Origin of the sequence: Micromonospora sp. GCM10011541 (assembly GCF_042650725.1) — a bacterium.
In the GTDB taxonomy this organism is placed as follows: domain Bacteria; phylum Actinomycetota; class Actinomycetes; order Mycobacteriales; family Micromonosporaceae; genus Micromonospora; species Micromonospora sicca.
In genome coordinates this window covers 57,152-78,712 of record NZ_JBHSBP010000006.1, presented here as the reverse complement: position 1 = coordinate 78,712, position 21,561 = coordinate 57,152, and the positions used below count along the sequence as shown (strand labels likewise).

At 73.3% G+C, this 21,561-nt stretch carries 18 protein-coding genes and 2 pseudogenes; 8 read left to right on the top strand and 12 right to left on the bottom strand.

Annotated elements, in window-relative coordinates:
• Positions 1-22 precede the first annotated feature (22 nt).
• On the bottom strand, positions 23-1,312 hold the full coding sequence (locus tag ACFOYX_RS02310) for an adenylosuccinate synthase (protein ID WP_322441456.1): 1,290 nt from the start codon (positions 1,310-1,312) through the stop codon (positions 23-25).
• A 124-nt stretch (positions 1,313-1,436) separates the two neighbouring features.
• Between ACFOYX_RS02310 and ACFOYX_RS02305 the strand changes: the two genes are divergently transcribed.
• Positions 1,437-2,435: a hypothetical protein gene (locus ACFOYX_RS02305; RefSeq protein WP_322441457.1), complete on the top strand. Its 999-nt coding sequence runs from the start codon at positions 1,437-1,439 to the stop codon at positions 2,433-2,435.
• A 74-nt stretch (positions 2,436-2,509) separates the two neighbouring features.
• The gene (locus ACFOYX_RS02300; protein ID WP_322441458.1) at positions 2,510-4,396 is read left to right on the top strand and encodes a chromosome partitioning protein; all 1,887 of its coding nucleotides are present in this window, start codon (positions 2,510-2,512) and stop codon (positions 4,394-4,396) included.
• 47 nt (positions 4,397-4,443) lie between these two features.
• On the opposite strand, the gene ACFOYX_RS02295 is transcribed toward ACFOYX_RS02300, so the two are convergent.
• Entirely contained in the window at positions 4,444-4,872 is a 429-nt protein-coding gene (locus ACFOYX_RS02295; protein WP_322441459.1) for a DUF3151 domain-containing protein, read from the bottom strand.
• Between the two features lie 264 nt (positions 4,873-5,136).
• On the opposite strand from ACFOYX_RS02295, the gene ACFOYX_RS02290 reads away from it, so the two are divergent.
• Positions 5,137-6,348: a hypothetical protein gene (locus ACFOYX_RS02290; RefSeq protein WP_322441460.1), complete on the top strand. Its 1,212-nt coding sequence runs from the start codon at positions 5,137-5,139 to the stop codon at positions 6,346-6,348.
• Positions 6,349-6,400: 52 nt separating this feature from the next.
• Here the strand turns inward: ACFOYX_RS02290 and fbaA are convergent, their stop codons facing one another.
• Together fbaA and ACFOYX_RS02280 are read right to left on the bottom strand one after the other, a co-directional pair.
• Positions 6,401-7,423: a class II fructose-bisphosphate aldolase gene (fbaA, locus tag ACFOYX_RS02285; RefSeq protein ID WP_322441461.1), complete on the bottom strand. Its 1,023-nt coding sequence runs from the start codon at positions 7,421-7,423 to the stop codon at positions 6,401-6,403.
• Positions 7,424-7,566: 143 nt separating this feature from the next.
• The gene (locus tag ACFOYX_RS02280; RefSeq protein WP_322441462.1) at positions 7,567-7,950 is read right to left on the bottom strand and encodes a phage holin family protein; all 384 of its coding nucleotides are present in this window, start codon (positions 7,948-7,950) and stop codon (positions 7,567-7,569) included.
• 136 nt (positions 7,951-8,086) lie between these two features.
• Between ACFOYX_RS02280 and ACFOYX_RS02275 the strand changes: the two genes are divergently transcribed.
• Positions 8,087-8,299, top strand: a complete 213-nt coding sequence (locus tag ACFOYX_RS02275) for a hypothetical protein (RefSeq protein ID WP_109801081.1) — start codon at positions 8,087-8,089, stop codon at positions 8,297-8,299.
• Between the two features lie 33 nt (positions 8,300-8,332).
• Here ACFOYX_RS02275 and ACFOYX_RS02270 read toward each other — a convergent pair whose 3' ends face one another.
• Complete coding sequence (locus ACFOYX_RS02270) at positions 8,333-9,391, bottom strand: LCP family protein (RefSeq protein WP_322441463.1); 1,059 nt, start codon at positions 9,389-9,391, stop codon at positions 8,333-8,335.
• The gene (locus ACFOYX_RS02265; protein ID WP_238453201.1) at positions 9,388-9,873 is read right to left on the bottom strand and encodes a SigE family RNA polymerase sigma factor; all 486 of its coding nucleotides are present in this window, start codon (positions 9,871-9,873) and stop codon (positions 9,388-9,390) included. Before ACFOYX_RS02265 ends, ACFOYX_RS02270 begins: the two co-directional genes overlap by 4 nt.
• A 176-nt stretch (positions 9,874-10,049) precedes the next feature.
• On the opposite strand from ACFOYX_RS02265, the gene ACFOYX_RS02260 reads away from it, so the two are divergent.
• From ACFOYX_RS02260 to ACFOYX_RS02245, 4 genes are all read left to right on the top strand, one after another.
• Complete coding sequence (locus ACFOYX_RS02260) at positions 10,050-11,609, top strand: LPXTG cell wall anchor domain-containing protein (protein WP_322441464.1); 1,560 nt, start codon at positions 10,050-10,052, stop codon at positions 11,607-11,609.
• Between the two features lie 125 nt (positions 11,610-11,734).
• Positions 11,735-13,168: a 3' terminal RNA ribose 2'-O-methyltransferase Hen1 gene (locus tag ACFOYX_RS02255; protein WP_322441465.1), complete on the top strand. Its 1,434-nt coding sequence runs from the start codon at positions 11,735-11,737 to the stop codon at positions 13,166-13,168.
• Positions 13,165-15,681, top strand: coding sequence for a polynucleotide kinase-phosphatase (locus ACFOYX_RS02250; protein ID WP_322441466.1), 2,517 nt, complete (start codon positions 13,165-13,167; stop codon positions 15,679-15,681). The genes ACFOYX_RS02255 and ACFOYX_RS02250 overlap by 4 nt, the downstream gene beginning before the upstream one ends.
• A 53-nt stretch (positions 15,682-15,734) precedes the next feature.
• Positions 15,735-16,541, top strand: a complete 807-nt coding sequence (locus tag ACFOYX_RS02245; RefSeq protein ID WP_201749547.1) for a DedA family protein — start codon at positions 15,735-15,737, stop codon at positions 16,539-16,541.
• A gap of 181 nt (positions 16,542-16,722) precedes the next feature.
• Here the strand turns inward: ACFOYX_RS02245 and ACFOYX_RS02240 are convergent, their stop codons facing one another.
• From ACFOYX_RS02240 to ACFOYX_RS02215, 6 genes and pseudogenes are all read right to left on the bottom strand, one after another.
• On the bottom strand, positions 16,723-17,100 hold the full coding sequence (locus ACFOYX_RS02240) for a helix-turn-helix transcriptional regulator (protein ID WP_007454255.1): 378 nt from the start codon (positions 17,098-17,100) through the stop codon (positions 16,723-16,725).
• A gap of 57 nt (positions 17,101-17,157) precedes the next feature.
• Positions 17,158-17,697 carry an orotate phosphoribosyltransferase gene (gene pyrE, locus ACFOYX_RS02235; RefSeq protein WP_109801087.1) on the bottom strand — a complete coding sequence of 180 codons (540 nt, stop codon included), beginning with the start codon at positions 17,695-17,697 and terminating at the stop codon, positions 17,158-17,160.
• Between the two features lie 166 nt (positions 17,698-17,863).
• Positions 17,864-18,670: an SDR family oxidoreductase gene (locus ACFOYX_RS02230; RefSeq protein WP_322441467.1), complete on the bottom strand. Its 807-nt coding sequence runs from the start codon at positions 18,668-18,670 to the stop codon at positions 17,864-17,866.
• A 281-nt stretch (positions 18,671-18,951) separates the two neighbouring features.
• Positions 18,952-19,584: pseudogene (locus ACFOYX_RS02225) on the bottom strand (hypothetical protein); the annotation flags it as partial.
• 72 nt (positions 19,585-19,656) lie between these two features.
• Positions 19,657-20,456, bottom strand: a pseudogene (locus ACFOYX_RS02220) (hypothetical protein).
• Between the two features lie 93 nt (positions 20,457-20,549).
• A complete protein-coding gene (locus ACFOYX_RS02215) occupies positions 20,550-21,548 on the bottom strand; it encodes a hypothetical protein (protein WP_201749501.1) in 999 nt (332 codons plus the stop codon).
• Positions 21,549-21,561 lie beyond the last annotated feature (13 nt).

Below are 21,561 nucleotides of genomic sequence, written 5' to 3'. Positions count from 1 at the left end.
CATGATCAACGTAGACGGGGGGTTAGGGGAGGAGGGGGTGGCGGACTACGTTTTCTTCGCGGCCGGGGCCTACGCCGACGACGCTGACGCGGGTGCCGGTCAGTTCCTCGATGCGGGCGATGTAGCGTCGCGCGTTTTCCGGGAGTTCGTCTTCGGTCCTGGCCTTGGTGATGTCTTCCCACCAGCCGTCCAGCTCTTCGTAGATCGGGGTGGCGTGGTGGAAGTCGGTCTGGGTCATCGGCATGTCGTCGAACCGCTCGCCGTTGATCTCGTACGCGACGCAGATCGGCACCTTGGGCAGGCCGGTGAGCACGTCCAGCTTGGTGACCACCAGGTCGGTGACGCCGTTGAGGCGGGACGAATACCGGGCGACGACGGCGTCGAACCAGCCGGTGCGGCGCTCCCGGCCGGTGGTGGTGCCGTACTCGTGGCCGACCTTGCGCAGGTGCTGGCCGTTGTCGTCGAAGAGCTCGGTCGGGAACGGGCCGGCGCCCACCCGGGTGGTGTACGCCTTGCTGACCGCGATCACCCGGCTGATCGCCGTCGGCGGGATGCCGGCGCCTACGCACGCCCCACCGGCGGTCGGGTTCGACGAGGTGACGAAGGGGTACGTGCCGTGGTCCATGTCGAGCATGGTGGCCTGGGCGCCCTCCAGCAGGACGGTCTCGCCGCGGTCCAGCGCGTCCCAGAGCATCACCCGGGTCTCCGCGATGTACGGCCGGAGCCGCTCGGCGTACGCCAGGTACTCCTCGATCGTCGCGTCCAGGTCGATCGCCTTGCGGTTGTAGACCTTGAACAGCAGCTGGTTCTTCTCGCGCAGCGCCAGCTCGAGCTTCTTGCGCAGGATCCCCGGGTCGAGCAGGTCCTGCAGCCGGATGCCCATCCGGGCGACCTTGTCGCCGTACGCGGGGCCGATGCCGCGGCCGGTGGTGCCGATCCGGGCGGAGCCGAGGTAGCGCTCGACGACCCGGTCCAGCGCCCGGTGGTGCGGCATGATCAGGTGTGCGTCGCCGGAGATGCGCAGCCGGGAGACGTCCACGCCGCGCTCGGCGAGGCCGTCGATCTCCTGCAGCAGCACCTTCGGGTCGACCACCACGCCGTTGCCGATGATGATCATCGCGCTGGGCGAGAGCGCGCCCGACGGCATCAGGTGCAACGCGTACTTCTGGCCGTCCGGGGTGATCACCGTGTGGCCGGCGTTGTTGCCGCCGGAGTAGCGCACCACGTAGTCGACCCGCTCACCCAGCAGGTCGGTAACCTTGCCCTTGCCCTCGTCGCCCCACTGAGCGCCGAGGAGCACGATCGCTGGCATCTTTTCCGCCTCCAGAAGGCTCGGGTGCCAGGTGGCGACCGGTTGGCGAGCCCGGGGTGTCAGGCTAACAAGTAGTGACGGCGCGGCTGGCAGGGGTCGCGGCGAGAGGCAGGAGGCTCGGCCGGTGTACGACGTGGTGCTGCTCACCCTCGGCTCGGAGCGGGACGCTCCCGGTGGGGGCTGCGGCAGCGGTGGAGCCTGCTGCGGTGGCGCGGCCGAGGCCGCCGGGGAGAAGGCCGAGGAGCGCTGCGAGACGCCGCGCGTACCGGTGCTGGCCTGCGCGGACGCGCTGACCGCCCGGGGCGCCCGGGTGGAGATGGTCACCGCCCGCTCGGACGCGGAGATCGACGAGGTGCTGGCCCGGCTCGACGGCCCGCCGCGCTCCGACGGCCTCACCTGGCCGGAACCGGATTCGAAGACCCGGCTCGTGGTCGCCACAGCCAGTGACGGACAGTTGCGCGCCGTGGTGCGCCGGCTGGTCCGGCGGTACGCCCCACCGCCCAGTCGCCGCCCCGCCGACCTGCCCGCGAACCGGACCGTGCCGGACCTGCCGACGGTGGCCGTACTGCCGCTGGATCCGGTCCGGAGCGGAACGCACCGGGACCTGGCGGCGCAGCTCGGGCTGCCCCGCGACCCGGCGGCGGTGGCCGCGGCGGTGCTGGACGGCACCGCCCGCCGGCTCGACCTGCTCCGCAACGACGCCGGCTCGGTGACCCTGGACGGCGCGCTGCTCGGCGCGGCCGACGACGCCGGCCGGCCGCTGCACTGGCGGGCCCGGGTCGAGGTCGACGACGCCGTCCTGTCCAACGGCGACGAGCCGATCATGGCCTGCGCGGTGGGCAACGCGGGCGGGTACGCGCGGCTCGACGACGTGGCGCTGCTGGCCGACCCGGACCCGACCGACGGCCGGGTCGAGGTGGCGGTGGCCGTTCCCGTGGTGACCCGCTCCGCGTTGGGCAGGAAGCGGGTACGGCTGGAGGTGCGCCGGGCCCGGGGCCGGGCCGTGGCGGTCGTCCCGCGCGACGAGAAGGTGCCCTTCCTCGACGACGGCGTCGAGGGCGAACTGAGCCGGAAGCGGTCCTGGTGGACCGAGCCGGGCGCCTGGGCGGTCTGGACGGTCTGACCCCCGTCGATCCGTGGGCGGGCCCCGGGGAAACCCGGACGGCCTATCCTCGGTGGGAGGAATGGGGAGGAACCGTGGTGCACGAGAACGCCGACCGGGCCCACGTACCGGGCCAAGAGCCGGTGCCCGAGCGGGACATCGAACCGCTCTGGCCGCCGGACCCGACCGAGCCGGTCGACGCCCAGCCGTGGGCGGTGCCGAGCCAGCCGGCCGCAGCCGCCTGGCCCACCCCGCCACCCAACGGCAGCACGCCACCGAACGGCGGCACGCCGCCGGCTTCCGCTCCGCCGCCGCCCGCCGGTGAACCCGCCGGTTGGGCGTTGACCGCGCCGCCCGGCGGCGCCTGGCAACCCGCACCGGCCTGGGCGCCGCGGCAACCCGCGCCCGCCTGGGAGCCGCAGTCGCCCACCGACCGACCGGACGCGGCGGAACCCCCGGCGACTCCCGGCGGCGCGACGGCCGACTCCGGGACCGTCCGGACCGAGGGGGCACCGGACCAGGCCACTGCCGGCCCCGAGCCGGCGGAGACCGCCGCGACCGACGCGACGCAGAGCCCGATGGCGTCGGCAGCGCCCCGGAGCCCGGGCGAGTCGCCGTGGGCGCAGCCGCCGCAGCGCCCGGCGGCCACACCGACCGAGCCCCCCGCGAACGGGACCGGCCCGGCGGAGGCCGCCCCGACCCCGGCCGCCGACGCGGTGCCCGATCCCGAACCGGCCGACGAGGTGCCCGCCCCGCCCCGGCTCGGGCCGTTCCCGCCCACGCCGGGCGTACCGGTGCTCCGCCCCGACCAGCAGCCGCCGGTACCCGGACCGGTGCCGCCGTACGGCGAGGGGTACCCGCCGGCGCCGCCGTACGGCCAGCCCGGCTATCCCGGCGCGTCCGCGTACCCGCCGCCGCAGGCGCCCGGACCCGCCCCGCCCGGCTGGTACCCGTCGGCCTGGCCGCAGCAGGCGGGCGCCGGACCGCACCCGCCCGGCCCGCCGCAGCAGCCGCCCGGGGCGTACCCGGACCCGGTCTGGACGCCGGAGACCGGCGCCACCCCGACCGCCGAGGACTTCGCCCGGCGGCGGCAGGCCCGGCCGGTGGACCCGGTGGCCACCATGGGCGTGCGGGCCGTGGTCAACCGGACGGGGCTGGTCCGGCTCGCGCCCGGGCGGCACGAGCAGGAACTCAAGCGCGACATCGAGATGGTCCGCCGCAACTTCGGCGGGCTGCGCCAGGTGACGGTGGTCAACCCGAAGGGCGGCGCCGGGAAGACGGTGGCGATCCTGCTGCTCGCCATGACGTTCGGGCAGAAGCGCGGCGGCTACGTGCTGGCCTGGGACAACAACGAGACCCAGGGCACCCTGGGCATGCGGGCCCAGCAGGACTTCCACTCCCGTACGGTCCGGGACATGCTGCGCGACCTGGGCCAGTTCCAGGGCGCGCACGGCCGGGTCGGCGACCTGTCGCAGTACGTCCGCTCGCAGGGCGAGGGGATGTTCGACGTGCTCGCCTCGGACGAGTCGGCCACCGGCGGGGAGATGCTCACCGCGGCCGCGTTCGCCGAGATCCGCGAGGTGGTCAGCCGCTTCTACAAGCTGATCTTCGTGGACACCGGGAACAACGTCCGGGCGCAGAACTGGCAGGCCGCGATGGACGCCACCGACCAGTTGGTGGTCACCATGTCGGCCCGGAACGACTCGGCGGAGACCGCCGCCCGGATGCTCGACCACCTGGAGCAGAGCGGCCGGCAGCGGCTGGTCCGGCAGGCGGTGACGGTGGTGTCGATGCCGCCGTCCCGCAAGGAGATCGACCTGCCGGCGATCCAGGAGCACTTCGCCGCCCGGACCCGGGCGGTGCTGCTCGCGCCGTACGAGCGACTGATCGACACCGGGGAGCCGATCCGGTACGGGCAGCTCTCCTCGGCCACCCGGGACGCCTGGCTGAAGATCGCCGCTGCGGTCGCCGAAGGGCTCTGAACGGGCACGACGGCCGGTCCGACGTCTGGACCGGCCGTCGGCGCGGGTCAGTTGCTGGCGAGGGCGTCCCCGGCGGCCGGGTCGCAGTCGCGGAGGAACTGGGCGCAGCGGGCCGCCTCGTCGGCCTCGCCGATCTCGCCGGCGGCCCGGGAGAGCAGGTAGAGGCAGCGCAGGAAGCCCCGGTTCGGCTTGTGCGACCAGGGCACCGGCCCGTGCCCCTTCCAACCGCTGCGGCGCAGCTGGTCCAGGCCCCGGTGGTAGCCGGTGCGGGCGTACGCGTACGCGGGAACGACCTGGCCTGCGGCGAACGCGCGGGTGGCGAGCGCCGCCCAGGCGGCGCTGTAGGTCGGGAAGCCGGCCGCCACCGCGGCGTACGCCTCGTCGGTGTCCTTCTCGACGGCGTCAGCCAGGGCGGCGTCGGCCTCCTCGTGCGCGGGCAGGAGGGTGGCCGGTGGCTCAGGCAACAGGTTCTGCATCGCCCCATTCAACCCGCTTCGCCCAGCGCCGCGCGAGGGGGTCGGGCGACCCGGTCGGCTGAACGGATGAGGGTTTCGTCACGCCTGCGGCCCGCCGCGCACGTACCCGCGGCCCATGCCACGCGGCGGTGATTTCCACTACAACTATGGGTCCGGAGCCTCCCCAGGACCCGGTTACGCAGGAGCCCGGTGGCCAGACCCGCCGGGCTCCTGTCCGTCCTGCCGGAGTTTGCCGGGGTTGCCCGGTGCGGGCAGGATGGCCTGGTGCCGACCCCACCTCCCGCGGACGTCATCGAGCCGCACGACACCCACGAGATCGAGACCCGCGCAGAGTTCGACCGGCACCTGGCCACCGGCAGCCTCGCCGGATTCACCGTGCAGGGGCTCCGCCTCGACGTAAATCCCGTTCCCGACCTGACCCGGACCGACGTGGCCGACACGCTCTTCGTGGGCTGTCGGTTCGCCAACCGCGAGATCGGCGCCGACCTGGTCCGGCGCGGGGCGAACGTGGTTCCCCCTTTCTCGAAGCTGCCCTACCCGACCCAGCCGGCCCGCCTCTACACTGCGGAGGACCTGGCCGCGGGCTTCGCGGATGCGGGGTTCGCCGGGATGTACGACACCCGGGTGTACGAGCACTTCCGCGCCCACGGCGGGGCCCTGCCGGACGTCCGGGAGGCGCTCGGCCAGCGGCTGCACGACCACGGGGTGGACAACGCCCTGGCCGACGCCACCCGGGCGTGGTTGGCCGCGCACGGGCCGCAGTCCGTGGTGGGGGTGATGGGCGGGCACGCGGTGCCGCGCGGCAGCGCCGCGTACCGGATGGCGGCGGTGCTGGGCTGGGAGCTGGCGCGGGCGGACCGGCTGGTGGTGACCGGCGGCGGTCCAGGCGTGATGGAGGCGGCCAACCTGGGCGCGTTCCTCGCGGCCTGGCCGGCGGAGGAGTTGACCGCCGCGATCGACCTGCTCGCCACCGCCCCCGACTTCACCGACCACGACCGTTACACGGCCGCCGCCCTGGCGGTACGCGAGCGGTACGCGCCCGGGCCGACGCTGCCGGCGCAGCGCCCCGCGGCGGCCGGCACCGAGTGGGCCCGCTCGGGCGGGCTGGCCATCCCCACCTGGCTGTACGGGCACGAGCCGGCGAACCTGTTCGCCGGACGGATCGCCAAGTACTTCTCCAACGCGATCCGGGAGGACACCATCCTGCGGCTGGCCCGGGGCGGGATCGTCTTCGCGCCCGGCCGGGCCGGGACGGTGCAGGAGGTGTTCCAGGCGGCCACCAAGACGTACTACGGCACCGACGGGGCGAGCGGCGCGTACGTCTTCCTCGACCGCGCGTACTGGACGACGGAGCTGCCGGTGGAGTCGTTGCTGCGGCCGCTGCTGGCCGCCTCGCACTTCGGTGACCTGTCGGCCACGGTGCACCTGACCGACGACGTCCGCGAGGCGGTCCGGGTGCTGACCGCGACGGCCTGACCCGGAAGGGCGGCCCCCGTGCGGGAGCCGGCCCCTCCGGGTTGCAAGCTGGTTACTTCATCTTGGTGCCGGTGGAGCGCAGGTGCTCGCAGGCCTCCACGACGCGGGCGGCCATGCCCGCCTCGGCGGCCTTGCCCCAGACCCGCGGGTCGTACAGCTTCTTGTTGCCGACCTCGCCGTCCACCTTGAGCACGCCGTCGTAGTTGCGGAACATGTGGTCCGCGACCGGCCGGGTGAAGGTGTACTGGGTGTCGGTGTCGATGTTCATCTTCACCACGCCGTAGTCCAGCGCCTCGCGGATCTCCGACAGCAGCGAGCCGGAACCGCCGTGGAAGACCAGGCTGAGCGGCTTCTCCTTGCCGTACTTGGCGCCGACCGCCATCTGGATGTGGTCGAGCACCTCCGGGCGGAGCTTGACGTTGCCCGGCTTGTAGACACCGTGCACGTTGCCGAAGGTCAGCGCCGCCATGTAGCGGCCCTTCTCGCCGAGGCCGAGCGCCTCGACCATGGCCAGGCCGTCCTCGACGGTGGTGTAGAGCTTCTCGTTGATGGCGTTCTCGACGCCGTCCTCCTCGCCGCCGACCACGCCGACCTCGATCTCGAGGACGACCGCGGCCTTGGCGGCCTCGTCGAGCAGCTGGGACGCGATCTCCATGTTCTCCGCCACCGGCACGGCGGAGCCGTCCCACATGTGCGACTGGAACAGCGGCTCCTCGCCGCGCTTCACCCGCTCCTGGGAGATCTTCATCAGCGGCCGGACGAACTTGTCCAGCTTGTCCTTCGGACAGTGGTCGGTGTGCAGCGCGATGTTCACCGGGTAGTTCCTGGCCACCTCGCGGGCGTACGCGGCGAACGCCACCGCGCCGGTGACCATGTCCTTCACGGACGGGCCGGAGAGGTACTCCGCGCCACCGGTGGACACCTGGATGATGCCGTCGCTCTCCGCGTCGGCGAAGCCCTTCAGCGCCGCGTTCAGCGTCTGCGAGGAGGTCACGTTGATCGCGGGGTACGCGTACCGGCCGGCCTTGGCGCGGTCCAGCATCTCCGCGTACGTTTCGGGGGAAGCGATGGGCATGTCTAACGCTCCTTACTTACCGCTCTCGGCCGTGCAGGCCGCTGTCTTCCATGGGTGCGCCGGACCGCGCTGTCCACCGCGGGCAGTATCCCGTAGAAGGCGGCGACGGGCACAACCGACCCGGGAGCCTCCCGCCGGCGTGCTCACCGGTTCTCCCGCCGGTCCGGCACGACGACGCTGATCAGCCAGCTCACCACCGCCATCACGATGGCGCCCCAGAAGGCCGCCCAGAAGCCGTCCACGTGGAACGGCAGCTGCAGCCCCCGGGCGATCCAGTCGGTGAGCAGGAACAGCAGCGCGTTCACCACGAGCGCGAACAGACCGAGGGTGAGCAGGTAGAACACGCAGCCGAACACCTTGATGACCGGCTTGAGCACCGCGTTGACCACGCCGAAGATGAGCGCCACCACGATCAGGGTGAGCGCGGTGTTGGCGCCGTTGCGGCCGGTCACCTCGACCCCGGGCACGATGAGCGTGGTGACCCACAGCGCGATCGCGGTGATCGCCAGCCGGATCAGGAAGCCCACGCCCCCATCCTGGCACCGGGGTCCGGGTACGGAGGGACAATCCGCCGACTCTGGTTCCGCTCGGCTCCGAGCAGGCTCCGCGCACAGCCCGTACGGTGTGTGGGTAGCTGTCCGCACCGAGATCCAGGGAGGGACGATGGGTCAGCCCGACGAGGACTTCGCCCCGAGCGACCACCTCGCTCCGGAGGAACGGGATCTGGAGGCGGAACCGGCCGACGCCGTCGAGCAGGCGATCTCCACCGATCCGGGCGACGTCGAGACCGAGCCGCACCGCGGCCTGGAGGTCGCCGACTGGGACGCGATGGAGCAGGCCCGGGTCGTCGCCGGCGACGAGGACGACTACCGCTGACGCGGCGGGAGGGGCCGGCGGGCTCCTCCCGCGTCAGCGCAGGCCGACGACCTGGTCCGGATGGGCCGCCATCCAGTCGCCGAGCCGGTCGGTGCGCAGCGCGTCCAGGAATCCCGGTGCCAGCGCGGGGTCGAAACTGAATCCGTACGGTTGTTTCTCCACGTACCGGACCGGCAGGCCGAGCGCGACCGGCTCGACGGCGGCCGCCTTTCCGACGACCTGGGCCAGCGTCGGCAGGGTGGTGTCCCCGGTGTCGACCGCCAGGCCCGAGCCGGCCTGTGTGGCCAGCTTGCTGAGCAGCGCCGGGTTGGTCAGCACCCCCTGCTCGTGAATCCGGCGGAGCAGCCCCGCCGCGTACCGCTCGGCGTTCCGGTCGCGGTCCAGGCTGCCGTCGGGCATGTTGAAGCGCTGCCGGAGCACGTCCACCGCGGCGGCGCCGTCGAGTTGCTGGCAGCCGGCGGGATAGGCCCGCAGGGTGTGGTGCGAGCGGATTCTGGTCGGCAGGCAGACCCGTACGCCGCCGACCGCGTCGGTGAGTTGCCGCGCCGCCCCGTAGGTCAGCACCGCACCGGCGTCGATCCGTACCCCGGTGAGCTGGGAGACCACCTGTCGAGTGGCGTCGTAGCCGGCCGCCAGGTCGGTTTTCGCCGACGTGGTGCCGGAGGCGAAGGACTTGTTGAGCTTGTCCGTCCCCTGGCCGGGGATCGACACCAGCAGGTCGCGCGGGAGGGCGACGAGGTAGAGCCGGCTCCGGTCGGCCGGGACGTGCACCAGCAGGACGGAGTCGGCCCGTCGGGAGCCGTCCGACCCGGCCGTGTCCACGCCGAGCATCAGCACGTTCAGGGCCCCGGTGGCCGTCGGTGATGCCGGCGCACCGATCAGGTTCGCCGTCTCCGGCTGCCGGGGTGCGATCGCGGTGAAGCCGGCCAGGGCGGCGGCGACCACCGCCATGGCCGTACCGGCGAGCCGGAGGCGGAGGCGGCGACGCCGGCGGCGGACCACGGCCCGGTCGATGGCGGCGCGGAGCGGACCGGTCGGCGGGGTGAGTTCCTCGTGCCGCGCGAAGGCGGCCCGCAGGTCGTCCTCGATCATGAGCAGGCCTCCACGTACTCGGCTCGGAGGGTGGCCAGCGCCCGGGAGATGCTGGAGCGGACGGTGCCGACGGCGCAGCCAAGGATCTCGGCGATCTCGGCGTCCGGCAGGTCCTCGTAGTAGCGCAGCACCAGCGTGGCCCGCTGCCGGCGGGGCAGCCGGGACAGCCAGGACCAGAGCTGGTCCCGGTCCACCGCGGACTGCGCGTGGTCGGTCGGTGCCGGCACTCCCTCGTCCGGCTCGCCGCGCAGCAGCACCCGGCGCGCCCACGACCCCCGCCGCCAGTCGACGTACTGGTTGGTGAGCATCCGGCGGACGTACCGCTCCGGGGAGTCGGTCCGCGCCACCCGCCGCCAGTTCAGCTGGACTCGGACCATGGTGTCCTGCACCAGGTCCTGGGCCTGGTGCGGATCTCCGGTCAGCATGACCGCGTACCGCAGCAGGGCGCCCAGCCGTGAGTCGGCGAACTCCTCGTACGTCACTGCACCTCCCGGTGTCCCGCCCTGTTGACGGGTGCGGGCCCGTGGAACGTTGCGGCAGCGCCAATCATCCTTTCGGCTCCTATCCGCCGCGATCCCTGACCAGGGGCAGCGCCGCGGCTTAAGGGTTCTTTAAGATCCACGGGCTCCACCTGCACCCCCACGGGAGGAACCCACCAATGTTCACGCACTCCACCCGGCGCTGGCTGGCCGGGATCGGCGTCGCAGGCGCGTTCGTCGCCGCCTCCGCCACCCCCGCCCTCGCCGAGCCGGCTGTCGACGATCTACTGCTCTACGCGAACGACGCGCTGATCGCCCCCGGCGGCGAGGCCAGGTCGGTCGTCCTGCTGGCCTTCACCGACGCCCTTCCGGACGACGTGACCGTCACCGTCGACCGGCACGCGGTCACCGGCTTCGCCACGGTCACCCTGTCCGACAAGCTGAAGGGCTGCACGGAGACCGACGCGGTCATCACCTGCGACCTCAAGGGCGCGGACCTCATCGACTACGTGCTCGACCTGACGGTCAAGGCCACCGACAAGGCCGAGGCGGGCGCCAAGGGCGACCTGCTGCTGAGCCTGGCCAGCAAGGGCAGGGAGACCGTCAGCACCCGGTCCACCATCGAGGTGGGCGAGGGCGTCGACCTGCAGGCGCAGGAGCAGCTCAACGTGTCCGGCGCCCCCGGCGCGACGGTCAAGACCCCCGTCGGGATCGCCAACATCGGCGACACGACGACCCATGGGGCCGTACTGTTCCTGGCCACCATGGCCTCGCTCTCCCCGGCGCAGCGCTACGGCAACTGCTCCTCGACGGAGGAGTTCGGCTCCCAGTTGACCGTCTGCCGCTTCGACGACGAGATCGCCGCCGGTGACGCCCTCCAGCTGGACGGCTCCGCAGGCCTGAAGATCGCCGCCGACGCGTGGGCCCCGAGCCGGCAGTACGGTCAGGCGATCTGGTTTACCAAGGATGACTTCGAGGAGTTCGCCAAGGGACTCCTGCCCGGGGACGGCTGGCAGCAGGGCACCGGCGACGCGCTGAAGCTCGTGCCGGCACCGGCTAAGCAGGCCAGCGTGCTGCGGCAGACGGACAAGGACCCGAAGAACAACTACACCTTCATCCAGGCCTCCGTCACCGGGAACCAGCGTGCCGACCTCGCCGCCACTGGCGCGGAACTGCCGGGCGCCGTCGGCAAGACGGTCACCGCGAAGATCGGTTTCGTGAACAACGGCCCGGCCATGACCAACTCGTACACGCCGGGTGAGATCGTCACCGGCACCCGCGTCACTGTTCCCGCCGGCGCCGTGGTGGTGAAGGCGCCTCGGGAGTGCTCGCCGGGCACCGCCGAGGAGCCCACCGGCGGGTACGGCGAGCCGGGCGGCCGCGTCTACTTCTGCGAGTGGTACGACACCCTGCACAAGGGCGACGCGGCTGTCTTCGAGTTCGGCCTGCGGATCGACAAGGTGGCCGGCACGCCGGGCGAGGTCAAGCTGTTCCACTTCGACCTGGAGCAGGGGGACCAGGTAGCTGACCTGAACCCGAAGAACGACATGGCTGCCCTGGTCATCAAGGGTGCCGGCAACGGCGGCAACGGCGGCAACGGCGGCGGCGGCGGCGGCGGCACCCTGCCGATCACCGGTAGCTCGACCGCGCTGATCGCCGGCCTGGGCGCGCTGCTGCTGGCGGCCGGCGCGGGCGGCTACGTGGTGGCCCGCCGCCGCAAGACCCGCTTCGTCGCCTGACGGATCCCGCACCACCCAGCGACACCCGGTGCCCCGCCGACCACCACGGTCGGCGGGGCACCGCCGTATCCGCCGCGACCGAAAACGGGACGACGCAAGATCGATCGCCCTGACACCATCGACGCGTGCTGCTCACCCTGACGACCACCCACCGCCCGGCGACCGACCTCGGTCACCTGCTGGTCAAGCACCCGGACCGGCTGCAGAGCTTCGACCTGCCGACCGGCACCGCGCACGTGCTCTACCCGGAGGCGGACGAGCAGCGCTGCACCGCCGCGCTGCTGGTCGAGGTCGACCCGCTCCGGCTGGCCGGCGGTCGCGGCCGCGGGAAGGCGAAGGCGGCCACCCCGGAGACCTTCACCCTCGGCCAGTACGTCAACGACCGCCCGTACGCCGCGTCCAGCCTGCTCTCGTCGGCGCTGGCCAAGGTGTTCCGGTCGGCGCTGCGCGGCGAGTCCCGGGACCGGCCGGAGCTGGCCGCCACCGCGATCCCGCTGGAGGTCCGGGTGCCGGTGCTGCGCTGCCGGGGCGGCGCGGAGCTGGCCGTGCGGGTCTTCGCCCCGCTGGGCTGGACGGTGACGGCCGACCCGATCCCGCTCGACGGCACCCACCCCGAGTGGGGGGACAGCCGGTACGTCGCGCTGACCCTCGCCGGCACGTTCCGGGTGGCCGACGCGCTCAACCACCTGTACGTCCTGCTGCCCGTGCTGGACGACGCCAAGCACTACTGGGTGGCGCCGGACGAGGTCGACAAGCTGCTCCGGGCCGGCGCCGGCTGGCTGGCCGACCACCCGGAGCGGGCCCTGATCACCCGCCGCTACCTGGCGCACCGCCGGGCGCTGGCCGGCCAGGCCCTGGCCCGGCTGGCCGAGCTGCGCCTCGCCGACGAGGCCCCGGCGGACGACAGCGTCGCCGACGAGCCGACGGCCGAGAGCCCGCAGCGGGCCTCGCTGGCCGTACGGCGCCGCGAGGCGGTGCTGGCCGCGCTGCGGGCCGGCGGGGCGACCCGGGTGCTGGACCTGGGTTGCGGCGGTGGCGCGCTGCTCACCGCGCTGGCCGCCGACCGGCGGTTCACCGAGGTGGTCGGCACCGACGTGTCCAGCCACGCGCTGACCCTGGCCGCCCGCCGGCTCCGGCTGGACCGGCTGCCGGAGCGGCAGCGCGACCGGATCCGGCTGTGGCAGTCGGCGCTGACCTACCGGGACGACCGGCTGCGCGGGTACGACGCGGCGGTGTTGATGGAGGTGATCGAGCACGTCGACCCGCCCCGGCTGCCGGCGCTGGAGGACGCGGTGTTCAGCCACGCCCGGCCGGGCACGGTGGTGATGACCACCCCGAACGCCGAGTACAACGTCCGCTACGAGGGGCTCGGCGCGGGCCGGTTCCGGCACGCCGACCACCGCTTCGAGTGGACCCGGTCCGAGTTCACCTCCTGGGTCGAGCGGGTGGCCGCGACGTACGGCTACACCGCCACGACCAGCGGGGTAGGCGACGAAGACCCCGAGGTGGGCGCACCGACCCAGCTGGCCGTGCTGACCCGACAGGAGGAGAGCCGATGACCACTCTCGACATCCCCGAGCTCGCCCTGGTGGCGCTGGTCGGCGTCTCCGGTTCGGGCAAGTCCACCTTCGCCCGCCGGCACTTCCTGCCCAGCCAGGTGCTCTCCTCAGACATGTTCCGGGCGATGGTGGCCGACGACGAGAACGACCAGTCCGCCTCGGCGGACGCGTTCGAGGCGCTGCACCACGTCGCCGGGACCCGGCTGCGTCGCGGCCGGCTCACCGTGGTGGACGCGACGAACCTCCAGCCGCACGCCCGCGCCGCGCTGATCCGGGTGGCCCGCGAGCACGACGTGCTGCCGGTGGCGATCGTGCTGGACGTGCCCGAGGCGCTGGCCTGGGAGCGTACGCGGGGACGGGCCGACCGCACCTTCGGCCGGCCGGTGCTGGCCCGGATGCAGCGGGACCTGCGCCGGTCGCACGGGCAGCTGGCCCGGGAGGGCTTCCGCAAGGTGCACGTGCTGCGCGGCATCGAGGAGATCGACGCCGCGGAGATCCGGTACGAGAAGCTGTTCAACGACCGGCGGGGGCTGACCGGGCCGTTCGACATCGTCGGTGACGTGCACGGCTGCCGGGAGGAGCTGGAGGCGCTGCTGCTCCGGCTCGACTGGACGCTGCGCCGCGACGACACGGGCCGCCCGGTGGACGCGGTGCACCCGGCTGGTCGTACCGCGGTCTTCGTGGGTGACCTGGTGGACCGCGGCCCGGACTCCCCCGGCGTGCTCCGCCTCGTGATGGGCATGGTCGCGGCCGGGCACGCGATCTGCGTGCCCGGCAACCACGAGCAGAAGCTGCTGCGCAAGCTGCGCGGCCGGGACGTGCGGCTCACCCACGGCCTGGCCGAGACGATGGCCCAGCTGGCGGCGGAGCCGGACGGCTTCGTCGCGGAGGTCGCGGCGTTCGTGGACGGTCTGGTCAGCCACTTCGTGCTGGACGGCGGCCGGCTGGTGGTCGCGCACGCCGGGCTGAAGGAGGCCTACCAGGGCCGCGCCTCCGGCCGGGTCCGGGCGTTCGCGCTCTTCGGGGAGACCACCGGCGAGACCGACGAGTACGGCCTGCCGGTCCGCTACCCGTGGGCGCGCGACTACCGGGGCTCGGCCATGGTCGTGTACGGCCACACGCCGACGCCGGAGCCGGAGTGGGTGAACAACACCATCTGCATCGACACCGGCTGCGTCTTCGGCGGGAAGCTCACCGCGCTCCGCTACCCCGAGAAGGAGCTGGTCTCGGTCGCCGCGGTCAAGGAGTGGTACGCCCCGGCCCGCCCGCTGGTCGCGCCCACGCCGATCCGACCGGACACCGTGCTCGACCTGGCCGACGTCACCGGCCGCCGGCACCTGGAGCACGCGTACGGGACGCTGACCGTGCCGGCGGAGAACGCCGCCGCCGCGCTGGAGGTGATGAGCCGGTTCGCGGTGGACCCGGGGCGGCTGGTCTGGCTGCCGCCGACCATGGCGCCCTGCTCGACCTCCACTGTCGACGGGTTCCTCGAGCACCCGGCCCAGGCGTTCGACGACTACCGGTCGGCGGGCGTGGAGCGGGTGGTCTGCGAGGAGAAGCACATGGGCTCGCGGGCGGTGCTGCTGGTCGAGCGGGAGCCGGGCCGGTTCGGCGGCGGGGTGGTGCACACCCGGACCGGCCGGCCGTTCTTCGGGCCGCCGCTCGACGACGAGCTGCTGGGCCGGGTCCGCGCCGCGGTCACCGCCGCCGGGCTCTGGGCCGAGCTGGACACCGACTGGCTGCTGCTCGACTGCGAGCTGCTGCCCTGGTCGGCGAAGGCGGATGGGCTGATCCGGGAGCAGTACGCGGGCGTCGGCGCCGCCGGCCGGGCCGCCCTGCCGGCGGTGCTCGCCACGCTGGACGCGGCGGCCGGACGGGGACTGCCGGTCGACGAGCTGCGCGGGCGGATGGCCGACCGGGCGGCGGAGGTCGAGGCGTACTCGGCGGCGTACCGGGCGTACGTCGGGCCGACCGACGGGCTGCGCGGGGTGACCCTCGCGCCGTTCGCCGTGCTGGCCGGGGCCGGGGTGAGCTACGCCGACCGGGACCACGGCTGGCACCTCGACCTGGCGGACCGGCTCTGCGCGGCCGACCCGGAGTTCTTCACCCCGACCCGCCGTCGGGTGGTCGACCTGACCGACGCCGCGGCGGTGGCGGCGGCCACCGAGTGGTGGCTGGCGCTGACGGCGGCCGGCGGGGAGGGCATGGTGGTCAAGCCGTACACCGGCCCGGCCGCCCGGTCGGCGCGGGGTTCGCTGCTCCAGCCCGGCATCAAGTGCCGGGGCCGGGAGTACCTGCGGATCATCTACGGCCCCGGGTACACCGAGCCGGGTCAGCTCGCCGCGCTGCGTAAGCGGTCGCTGGGCCGCAAGCGCGGCCTGGCCCTGCGCGAGCACGCCCTGGGCATGGCCGCCCTGGACGCGCTCGCCGAGGACACCCCGCTGTGGCGTCGCCACGAACTGGTCTTCGCCATCCTCGCCTGCGAGTCCGAGCCGGTCGACCCGCGCCTCTGACAGCCCGCCCGACCCGGTCCGGCGCGACGCCGGACCGGGCTTCGGTAACCTGTGTGGCCGTGGACACAGCAGAGAAGACCCGGGTGCTTTCCGAGAGCATCGCCCTGAACCCGCTCGACCCGAAGGACCTGATCCACACCTTCGGGTTGATCGGCGTCTGGGCCATCCTCTTCGCCGAGACCGGCCTGCTGGTCGGCTTCTTCTTCCCGGGCGACTCGCTGCTGTTCCTGGCCGGCGTGGCCGCCTCGCCGGTGGCCGACGCGATCTTCGGCAGCGGAACCCGGCTCTCGCTGGCCGGCCTGCTGATCGGTGGGCCGCTCTGCGCGATCGTCGGCGCGCAGGTGGGGCACTGGCTCGGCCACCGGTACGGCCGCCGGATGTTCGACCGCCCCAACTCCCGCCTCTTCAAGCGGGAGTACGTGGAGAAGGCGGAGTACTACTTCCAGAAGTTCGGCCCGGCGAAGGCCGTGGTGCTGGCCCGCTTCATCCCGATCGTCCGTACGTTCCTGAACCCGGTGGCCGGAGTGCTCGGCATGCCGGCCCGGCAGTTCCTGATCTGGAACATCGTCGGCGCGGTCCTCTGGGTGGACGGCATCCTGCTGATCGGCTACCTGCTCGCCGACCAGATCTACAACGCGATCGGCGACAAGATCGACCGGTACATCCTGCCGGTGGTCGCCCTGATCATCGTGGTCTCGGTGCTGCCGATCTTCTTCGAGTTCCTCCGCGACCGGCGGGCCCGCAAGCGCGGCGAGGCGGCCGCAATGGTCGCCGCGGCCAGCGCGGCGGGCGTGGTCGACGCGGTGCGGGACGCCGTCGACGGCGAGGACGACCGCCGCCACGGCCAGCAGGGTCGCTGACCCCGGGTACGCCGATGGCCGGTCCCCTCGCGGGGGCCGGCCATCGGCAACGACCTGTTCGACCTGCGGGTGGTACGGATGACGGGCAGCCGTCACCGTCCGGTGGTGGCGCCACCCCTGGCACGCCACCCGACGTCGCCCCGGGCAGGGGCGACCATCCGGCCGTCGGACACGTCCGGTTTCAGCGGGCCTTCTTGGTGGCCCGCTTGCGCGGCGGGGTCAGCAGATCCGCGATCGTCGCGATCGCGCTCGGCACCAGCCGGTAGTACGCCCAGACACCGCGCTTCTCCCGCTCCAGCAAGCCGGCCTCGGTGAGGATACGCAGGTGGTGACTGACCGTCGGCTGCGAGAGGCCGAGCGGCGCGGTCAGGTCACAGACGCACGCCTCGCCCTCGGGGGCCGACTGGATCAGGCTGAGCAGCCGCAGCCGAGCGGGATCGGCGAGGGCCTTGAGGACCCCCGCGAGACGCTCGGCATCGGCACGTTCGATCGGCTCGCCGGCAAGCGGCGAGATCTGAGGCATGGTCATTTCAGCCAACGCAGTTCCCACGTATTCCATCCTTCCACCAGCAGCATCGATCCGCCTGCATATCAGCAGATCCGAATCGGCAAACTTTTACGCCACAAGGCCGAGGTCAGCCAACGTATAGGCCGCCCGATAAGGCAGTCCGGCGGCTCGCACCGCGTCTCCGGCACCTCGATCAACAATAACCGCCACGCCCACCACTTCGGCCCCGGCCTCGCGCAACGCCTCGACGGCGGTCAACACACTGCCACCCGTCGTCGAGGTGTCCTCCACCGCCAGGACCCGACGACCCGCGACCTCCGGCCCCTCGATCCGGCGTTGCAGACCATGCGCCTTGCCCGCCTTGCGGACCACGAACGCGTCCAGCGGGCGGTCGGTCGCGGCGGCCGCGTGCAGCATCGAGAGGGCCACCGGATCGGCCCCCAGGGTCAGCCCGCCGACCGCGTCGTACTCCCAGTCGGCGGTCAGGTCACACAGCACCCGGCCGACCAACGGCGCCGCGCGGTGATGGAGCGTGACGCGACGCAGATCGACGTACCAGTCCGCCTCGCGACCCGAGGAGAGCACCACCCGTCCATGGACCACAGCCAGGTCGGTAATGAATTTACGCAGGTCGTCGTGGTGCCCCATGGCGATAGAGGGTACTGCGCAAGTCTGGGAGCCGTGTGCGGGGTCCACCCAGGTCAACCCAGCGCGCGACCGAAGGGTGGCGATGTCCGGCTACTCTGCGCGACCGTCCATCCGGGCCGGCGCCGCCAGGTCCCGCCAGCGGTGGCGTCGGCCGGCCGGCCGGCGGTCAGCCGCGGTTCGGGTCCACCCGGCCCCGGGTGTCCCGGGAGACTCCACGCAGCAACCGCCGCGGCGCGTGCCGCAGGCCCGCCACCGCCAGCTTGTACTTCCACGTCGGAACGCTGACCGGCTTTCCTTTCCCCAGGTCACGCAGCCCTTCGGCGACCACGTCGTCCGGCTTGAGCCACAACCAGCGCGGGGTCCCGGACATGTCGATGCCGGCCCGCTCGTGATAGCCGGTGCGGGTGTAGCCGGGGCAGAGCGCCATCACCCGTACGCCGAGCGGGGCCACCGACCGACCGATCGATTCACTGAAATTCGTCACCCACGCCTTGCTGGCCGAGTACGTCGAACCCGGCATGACCACCCCGAAACCCGCAACCGAAGAGACATTTATCACTGTCCCTCGCCCCCGTTCGATCATCGGAGCGAGGACGGCGTGGGTCAGCCGCAGCACCGCCAGCACGTTGAGCCGCAGCAGCCGGGCCTCGTCCTCGACGGTCGACCGGACGAAGGGCGTGTTGAGACTGATCCCGGCGTTGTTGACCAGCAGCTCGATCGGCGGGTCGGCGGTGAGCCGGCGTTCCACCGCCGCGCAGCCGTCGTCGGTGGACAGATCGGCGGAGATCGTCTCGACGTCCCGCCCGTACCGGCCGGTCAGCTCGGCGGCCGTGGCGTCCAGCCGCCCGTCGTCCCGGGCCACCAGGACCAGGTCCCAGCCGTCGGCGGCGAGCCGGTGCGCGAAGGCGGCCCCGATGCCGGCGCTGGCGCCGGTGATCAGGGCACGTCCCGGGGTGGATGGTTCGGTGGTCATGGGCGGTCCTCGGGGGGCGGGGTCGGGCCGGCCGGCTCGGATCCGGCCGGAGGGGGTGACGGGGTCGGGCCGGCCGGCGCAGACCCGGGCAGCGGGAGCGGCGGCGTGTCCGGCGCGGGAGGCGGGACGGGCTGACCGTGGGTGGGCGCGGCCGACGGCGGGCCGTAGGTGGGCGTCGGCGGGTGGGTCGGCAGTGCCGCCGGTGACCAGGAGGCGGGTGGGCCCGACGGCGGCGCGTAGCCGGGCGGGGCCGGCGGCGCGGAAAGCGGGCCGTACCCGGTCGGGGGCGGGTAGCTCGACGGGGCCGGGGGCGTCGGGCCGTACGGTGGCCTGGGGCCGGCCGGGGTCGGCCGGCGGCGCAGGAAGGCGTTCGCGGCGGGCAGGGTCAGCAGCGCGGCGACCACCAGGTAGCCGAGGACCTGCGCCACGGACAGGGCCGCGTTCACCGGGATCCACCACCCGGGATAGGCGCCGCCGAGCTGGGCGAGCAGGTCCGCGGTGACCTGGTGGCCGGCGCCCAACCGCAGCGGCGCGGCCCGCTGGCCGACCAGCACGGCCAAGCCGCAGCAGCCGCAGAGCAGGCCCAGCCCGCAGACCACCCAGGTGCCCACCCGGGCGCCCGGGCGACCGGCGAGCAGGCCGAGGGCGAGGCCGACCAGCACCAGGCCGACCAGCACGCCGACCACGGCCGACAGCACGGTGGAGGCGCGCAGCAGCGACACCACGGCGTCGATCTCGCCGGCCCCGGCACCGGTCGCGATCGCCACCGACCGGAAGCGGTCGACGGTGCCACTCAGGACGAGCAGGCCCGCGACCGCGTACACCGCGGCGCCGACGGCCATCAGCAGCAGCACCGCCGCCGCCGCGACCACCGCCGCCGGACGACGGGGCGGCGCCTGATCGGGGTACGACACGACAGATCCCTCCGGTAGGCGTCGGCTTGCAACCTACTCGGAGGGATCGTCGGCGTCGCTCTTATCCGGACGTCAACTCACCGATGGCGGCCGGGGCCCCGGTCCCTCGGTCCCGCCCTCCCGACCACCCGGCTGGCCCGGGGCCGGTTGGTCCGAACCCGGCTGCCCGGGGGCCGGCGGGGCCGGCGGCTGCCACGGACCGGGCTCGGCGGGGTGGGCCGAGGCCGGCGGATAGCCGGGCTGGCCGCCGGGGTACGGCTGCCCCGGGTACGGCTGCCCCGGGTACGGGGTGCCGGGCAGCGGCGGTTCCCAGGCCTGCTGCGGCTTACGGAAGAACTCGTTGGTCTTCGGCAGCGCCAGCAGGATCAGGGCGACCAGCAGGGCGAGCGGCCGAGGACCCCGAGCAGCGTGGTGACCGGGCCGTACCAGGAGGGCAGTGCGTCGTTCAGCCGGCGCTGGATCTCCTCGCCGCTCGGCATGTCGCCGGTGCTGCCGCCGCTGGTCAGCCCACCGGCCGCGTTGTTCACCAGGCTGCCGCCGGTGCAGCAGATCAGGATGCCGCCGAGCACCCAGGTGGTGATCCGGGCGCCGTTCTTGCCACGGTTGTTCAGCAGCGCGAGGACGACCATCCCGATGGCCAGCAGCAGGGTCAGCACGCCCAGCCCGATGCCGAAGCCGTAGGCGAGGTCGCCGGCCTGCTCGGCGGCGGTGCCGCGGTAGGCGTCCCGCAGGACGTCCCGGATGGTGCCGATGGTGGAGATCGTCAGGATCAGGTTCACCACCTGGATGACGGCGAACAGGATGAGCAGCCAACTGGATATCGTCACCAGGCCCGGACGGGCGCGGGTGGGCGTGCCATGGGCATCGACCATGGTTCTCCTTCCCTAGATCACCCGCACACCGTAACCAGGCCCGGCCACCGCGGCACGCCACGCCGGGCGGAAACCTTCGACGCGGGGCGTGGATCAGCCGGCGAACTCCGGTGCCTGCCCGCAGAGCCGGCTGTGCTCGGCGGTCACCACGCCGAGGAGGAAGAGGTCGACGGCGAGGGCGGAGACCGCCCCGAACTGGTTGACGGTGAAGTTGAAGATCTGCCCGAACAGCAGGTCCACCAGGAGCGCCAGCTTGAACAGCCGGAACGCGTCGGCCCGGTCCCGGCGCAACCGCAGCGCCGCCCGTACGCTCAGCACGGCGGTGATCAGCGCGGCGACCGACGTCCCCAGCACCGCGCCCCACTCCCGCTGCTGGTCCAGCTCGCCGGTGACGCCGGCGAGCAGCACGGCCGCCACGGTGACCACCGGCTCCACCACCAGGTAGACCACCACCGGGTAGACCAGCCACCGGCGGGCGGTCAGCCAGGCGACGACCCGACGGGAACGGGTGATCCAGCGCTGCCAGAACCTGACCGGTGGCGGCTCGCGGCGCGGTACCGCGTCGAGCAGCCGGGCCACGGCCGCCTCGGCCGCCGGGCCCGACCCGCGGGCCAGCCGCAGCACCGCCGCCCGCCGCCGGTCGGTGAGCCCGCCCGGCAGCCCGCCCAGCACCAGGTCCAGCGCGTTCGCGGTGCGCTCGGCGGGAGTCAACCGGACCCGGCCACGGACCGCCTGGGTGAGCACGACCAGCAGGGCGAACGCGCCGTAGATAATGCCAGCGGCCGGGGCGTAGAAGTAGTCGGTCCGGGCGGTGACGAGCTTGCCCACCTCGTCGATGAAGAGCCCGAAGCCGACGCCGCCCACGATCGCGCCGGCCGTCCGGGGCCCACTTCCGAGGAAGACCAGCGCGATCCCGAGGCCGACCGCCATCAGCAGGCCGCCCCAGAGCACGTGCGCGATGTGCAGGCCACCCCCGCCGAGTTGCGGATAGCCCGTGGCCTGGAGGTACGCCCGGGTGAGCAGCACGGTGACCACCCCGGAGAGCACGAACGCCTCGAGGTACGCGGCCGCCTCCACCGACCGGGTCGGCACCCGGTTGCGGAGC

What these genes read in the sequence shown, in the direction of transcription:
- ACFOYX_RS02230 (WP_322441467.1), bottom strand. Translation starts at nt 18,670, where the DNA reads ATGACCACCGAACCATCCACCCCGGGACGTGCCCTGATCACCGGCGCC.
- ACFOYX_RS02240 (WP_007454255.1), bottom strand. Translation starts at nt 17,100, where the DNA reads ATGGAATACGTGGGAACTGCGTTGGCTGAAATGACCATGCCTCAGATC.
- ACFOYX_RS02275 (WP_109801081.1), top strand. Translation starts at nt 8,087, where the DNA reads ATGGGTCAGCCCGACGAGGACTTCGCCCCGAGCGACCACCTCGCTCCG.
- ACFOYX_RS02260 (WP_322441464.1), top strand. Translation starts at nt 10,050, where the DNA reads ATGTTCACGCACTCCACCCGGCGCTGGCTGGCCGGGATCGGCGTCGCA.
- fbaA (WP_322441461.1), bottom strand. Translation starts at nt 7,423, where the DNA reads ATGCCCATCGCTTCCCCCGAAACGTACGCGGAGATGCTGGACCGCGCC.
- ACFOYX_RS02310 (WP_322441456.1), bottom strand. Translation starts at nt 1,312, where the DNA reads ATGCCAGCGATCGTGCTCCTCGGCGCTCAGTGGGGCGACGAGGGCAAG.
- pyrE (WP_109801087.1), bottom strand. Translation starts at nt 17,697, where the DNA reads ATGGGGCACCACGACGACCTGCGTAAATTCATTACCGACCTGGCTGTG.
- ACFOYX_RS02295 (WP_322441459.1), bottom strand. Translation starts at nt 4,872, where the DNA reads ATGCAGAACCTGTTGCCTGAGCCACCGGCCACCCTCCTGCCCGCGCAC.
- ACFOYX_RS02270 (WP_322441463.1), bottom strand. Translation starts at nt 9,391, where the DNA reads ATGATCGAGGACGACCTGCGGGCCGCCTTCGCGCGGCACGAGGAACTC.
- ACFOYX_RS02250 (WP_322441466.1), top strand. Translation starts at nt 13,165, where the DNA reads ATGACCACTCTCGACATCCCCGAGCTCGCCCTGGTGGCGCTGGTCGGC.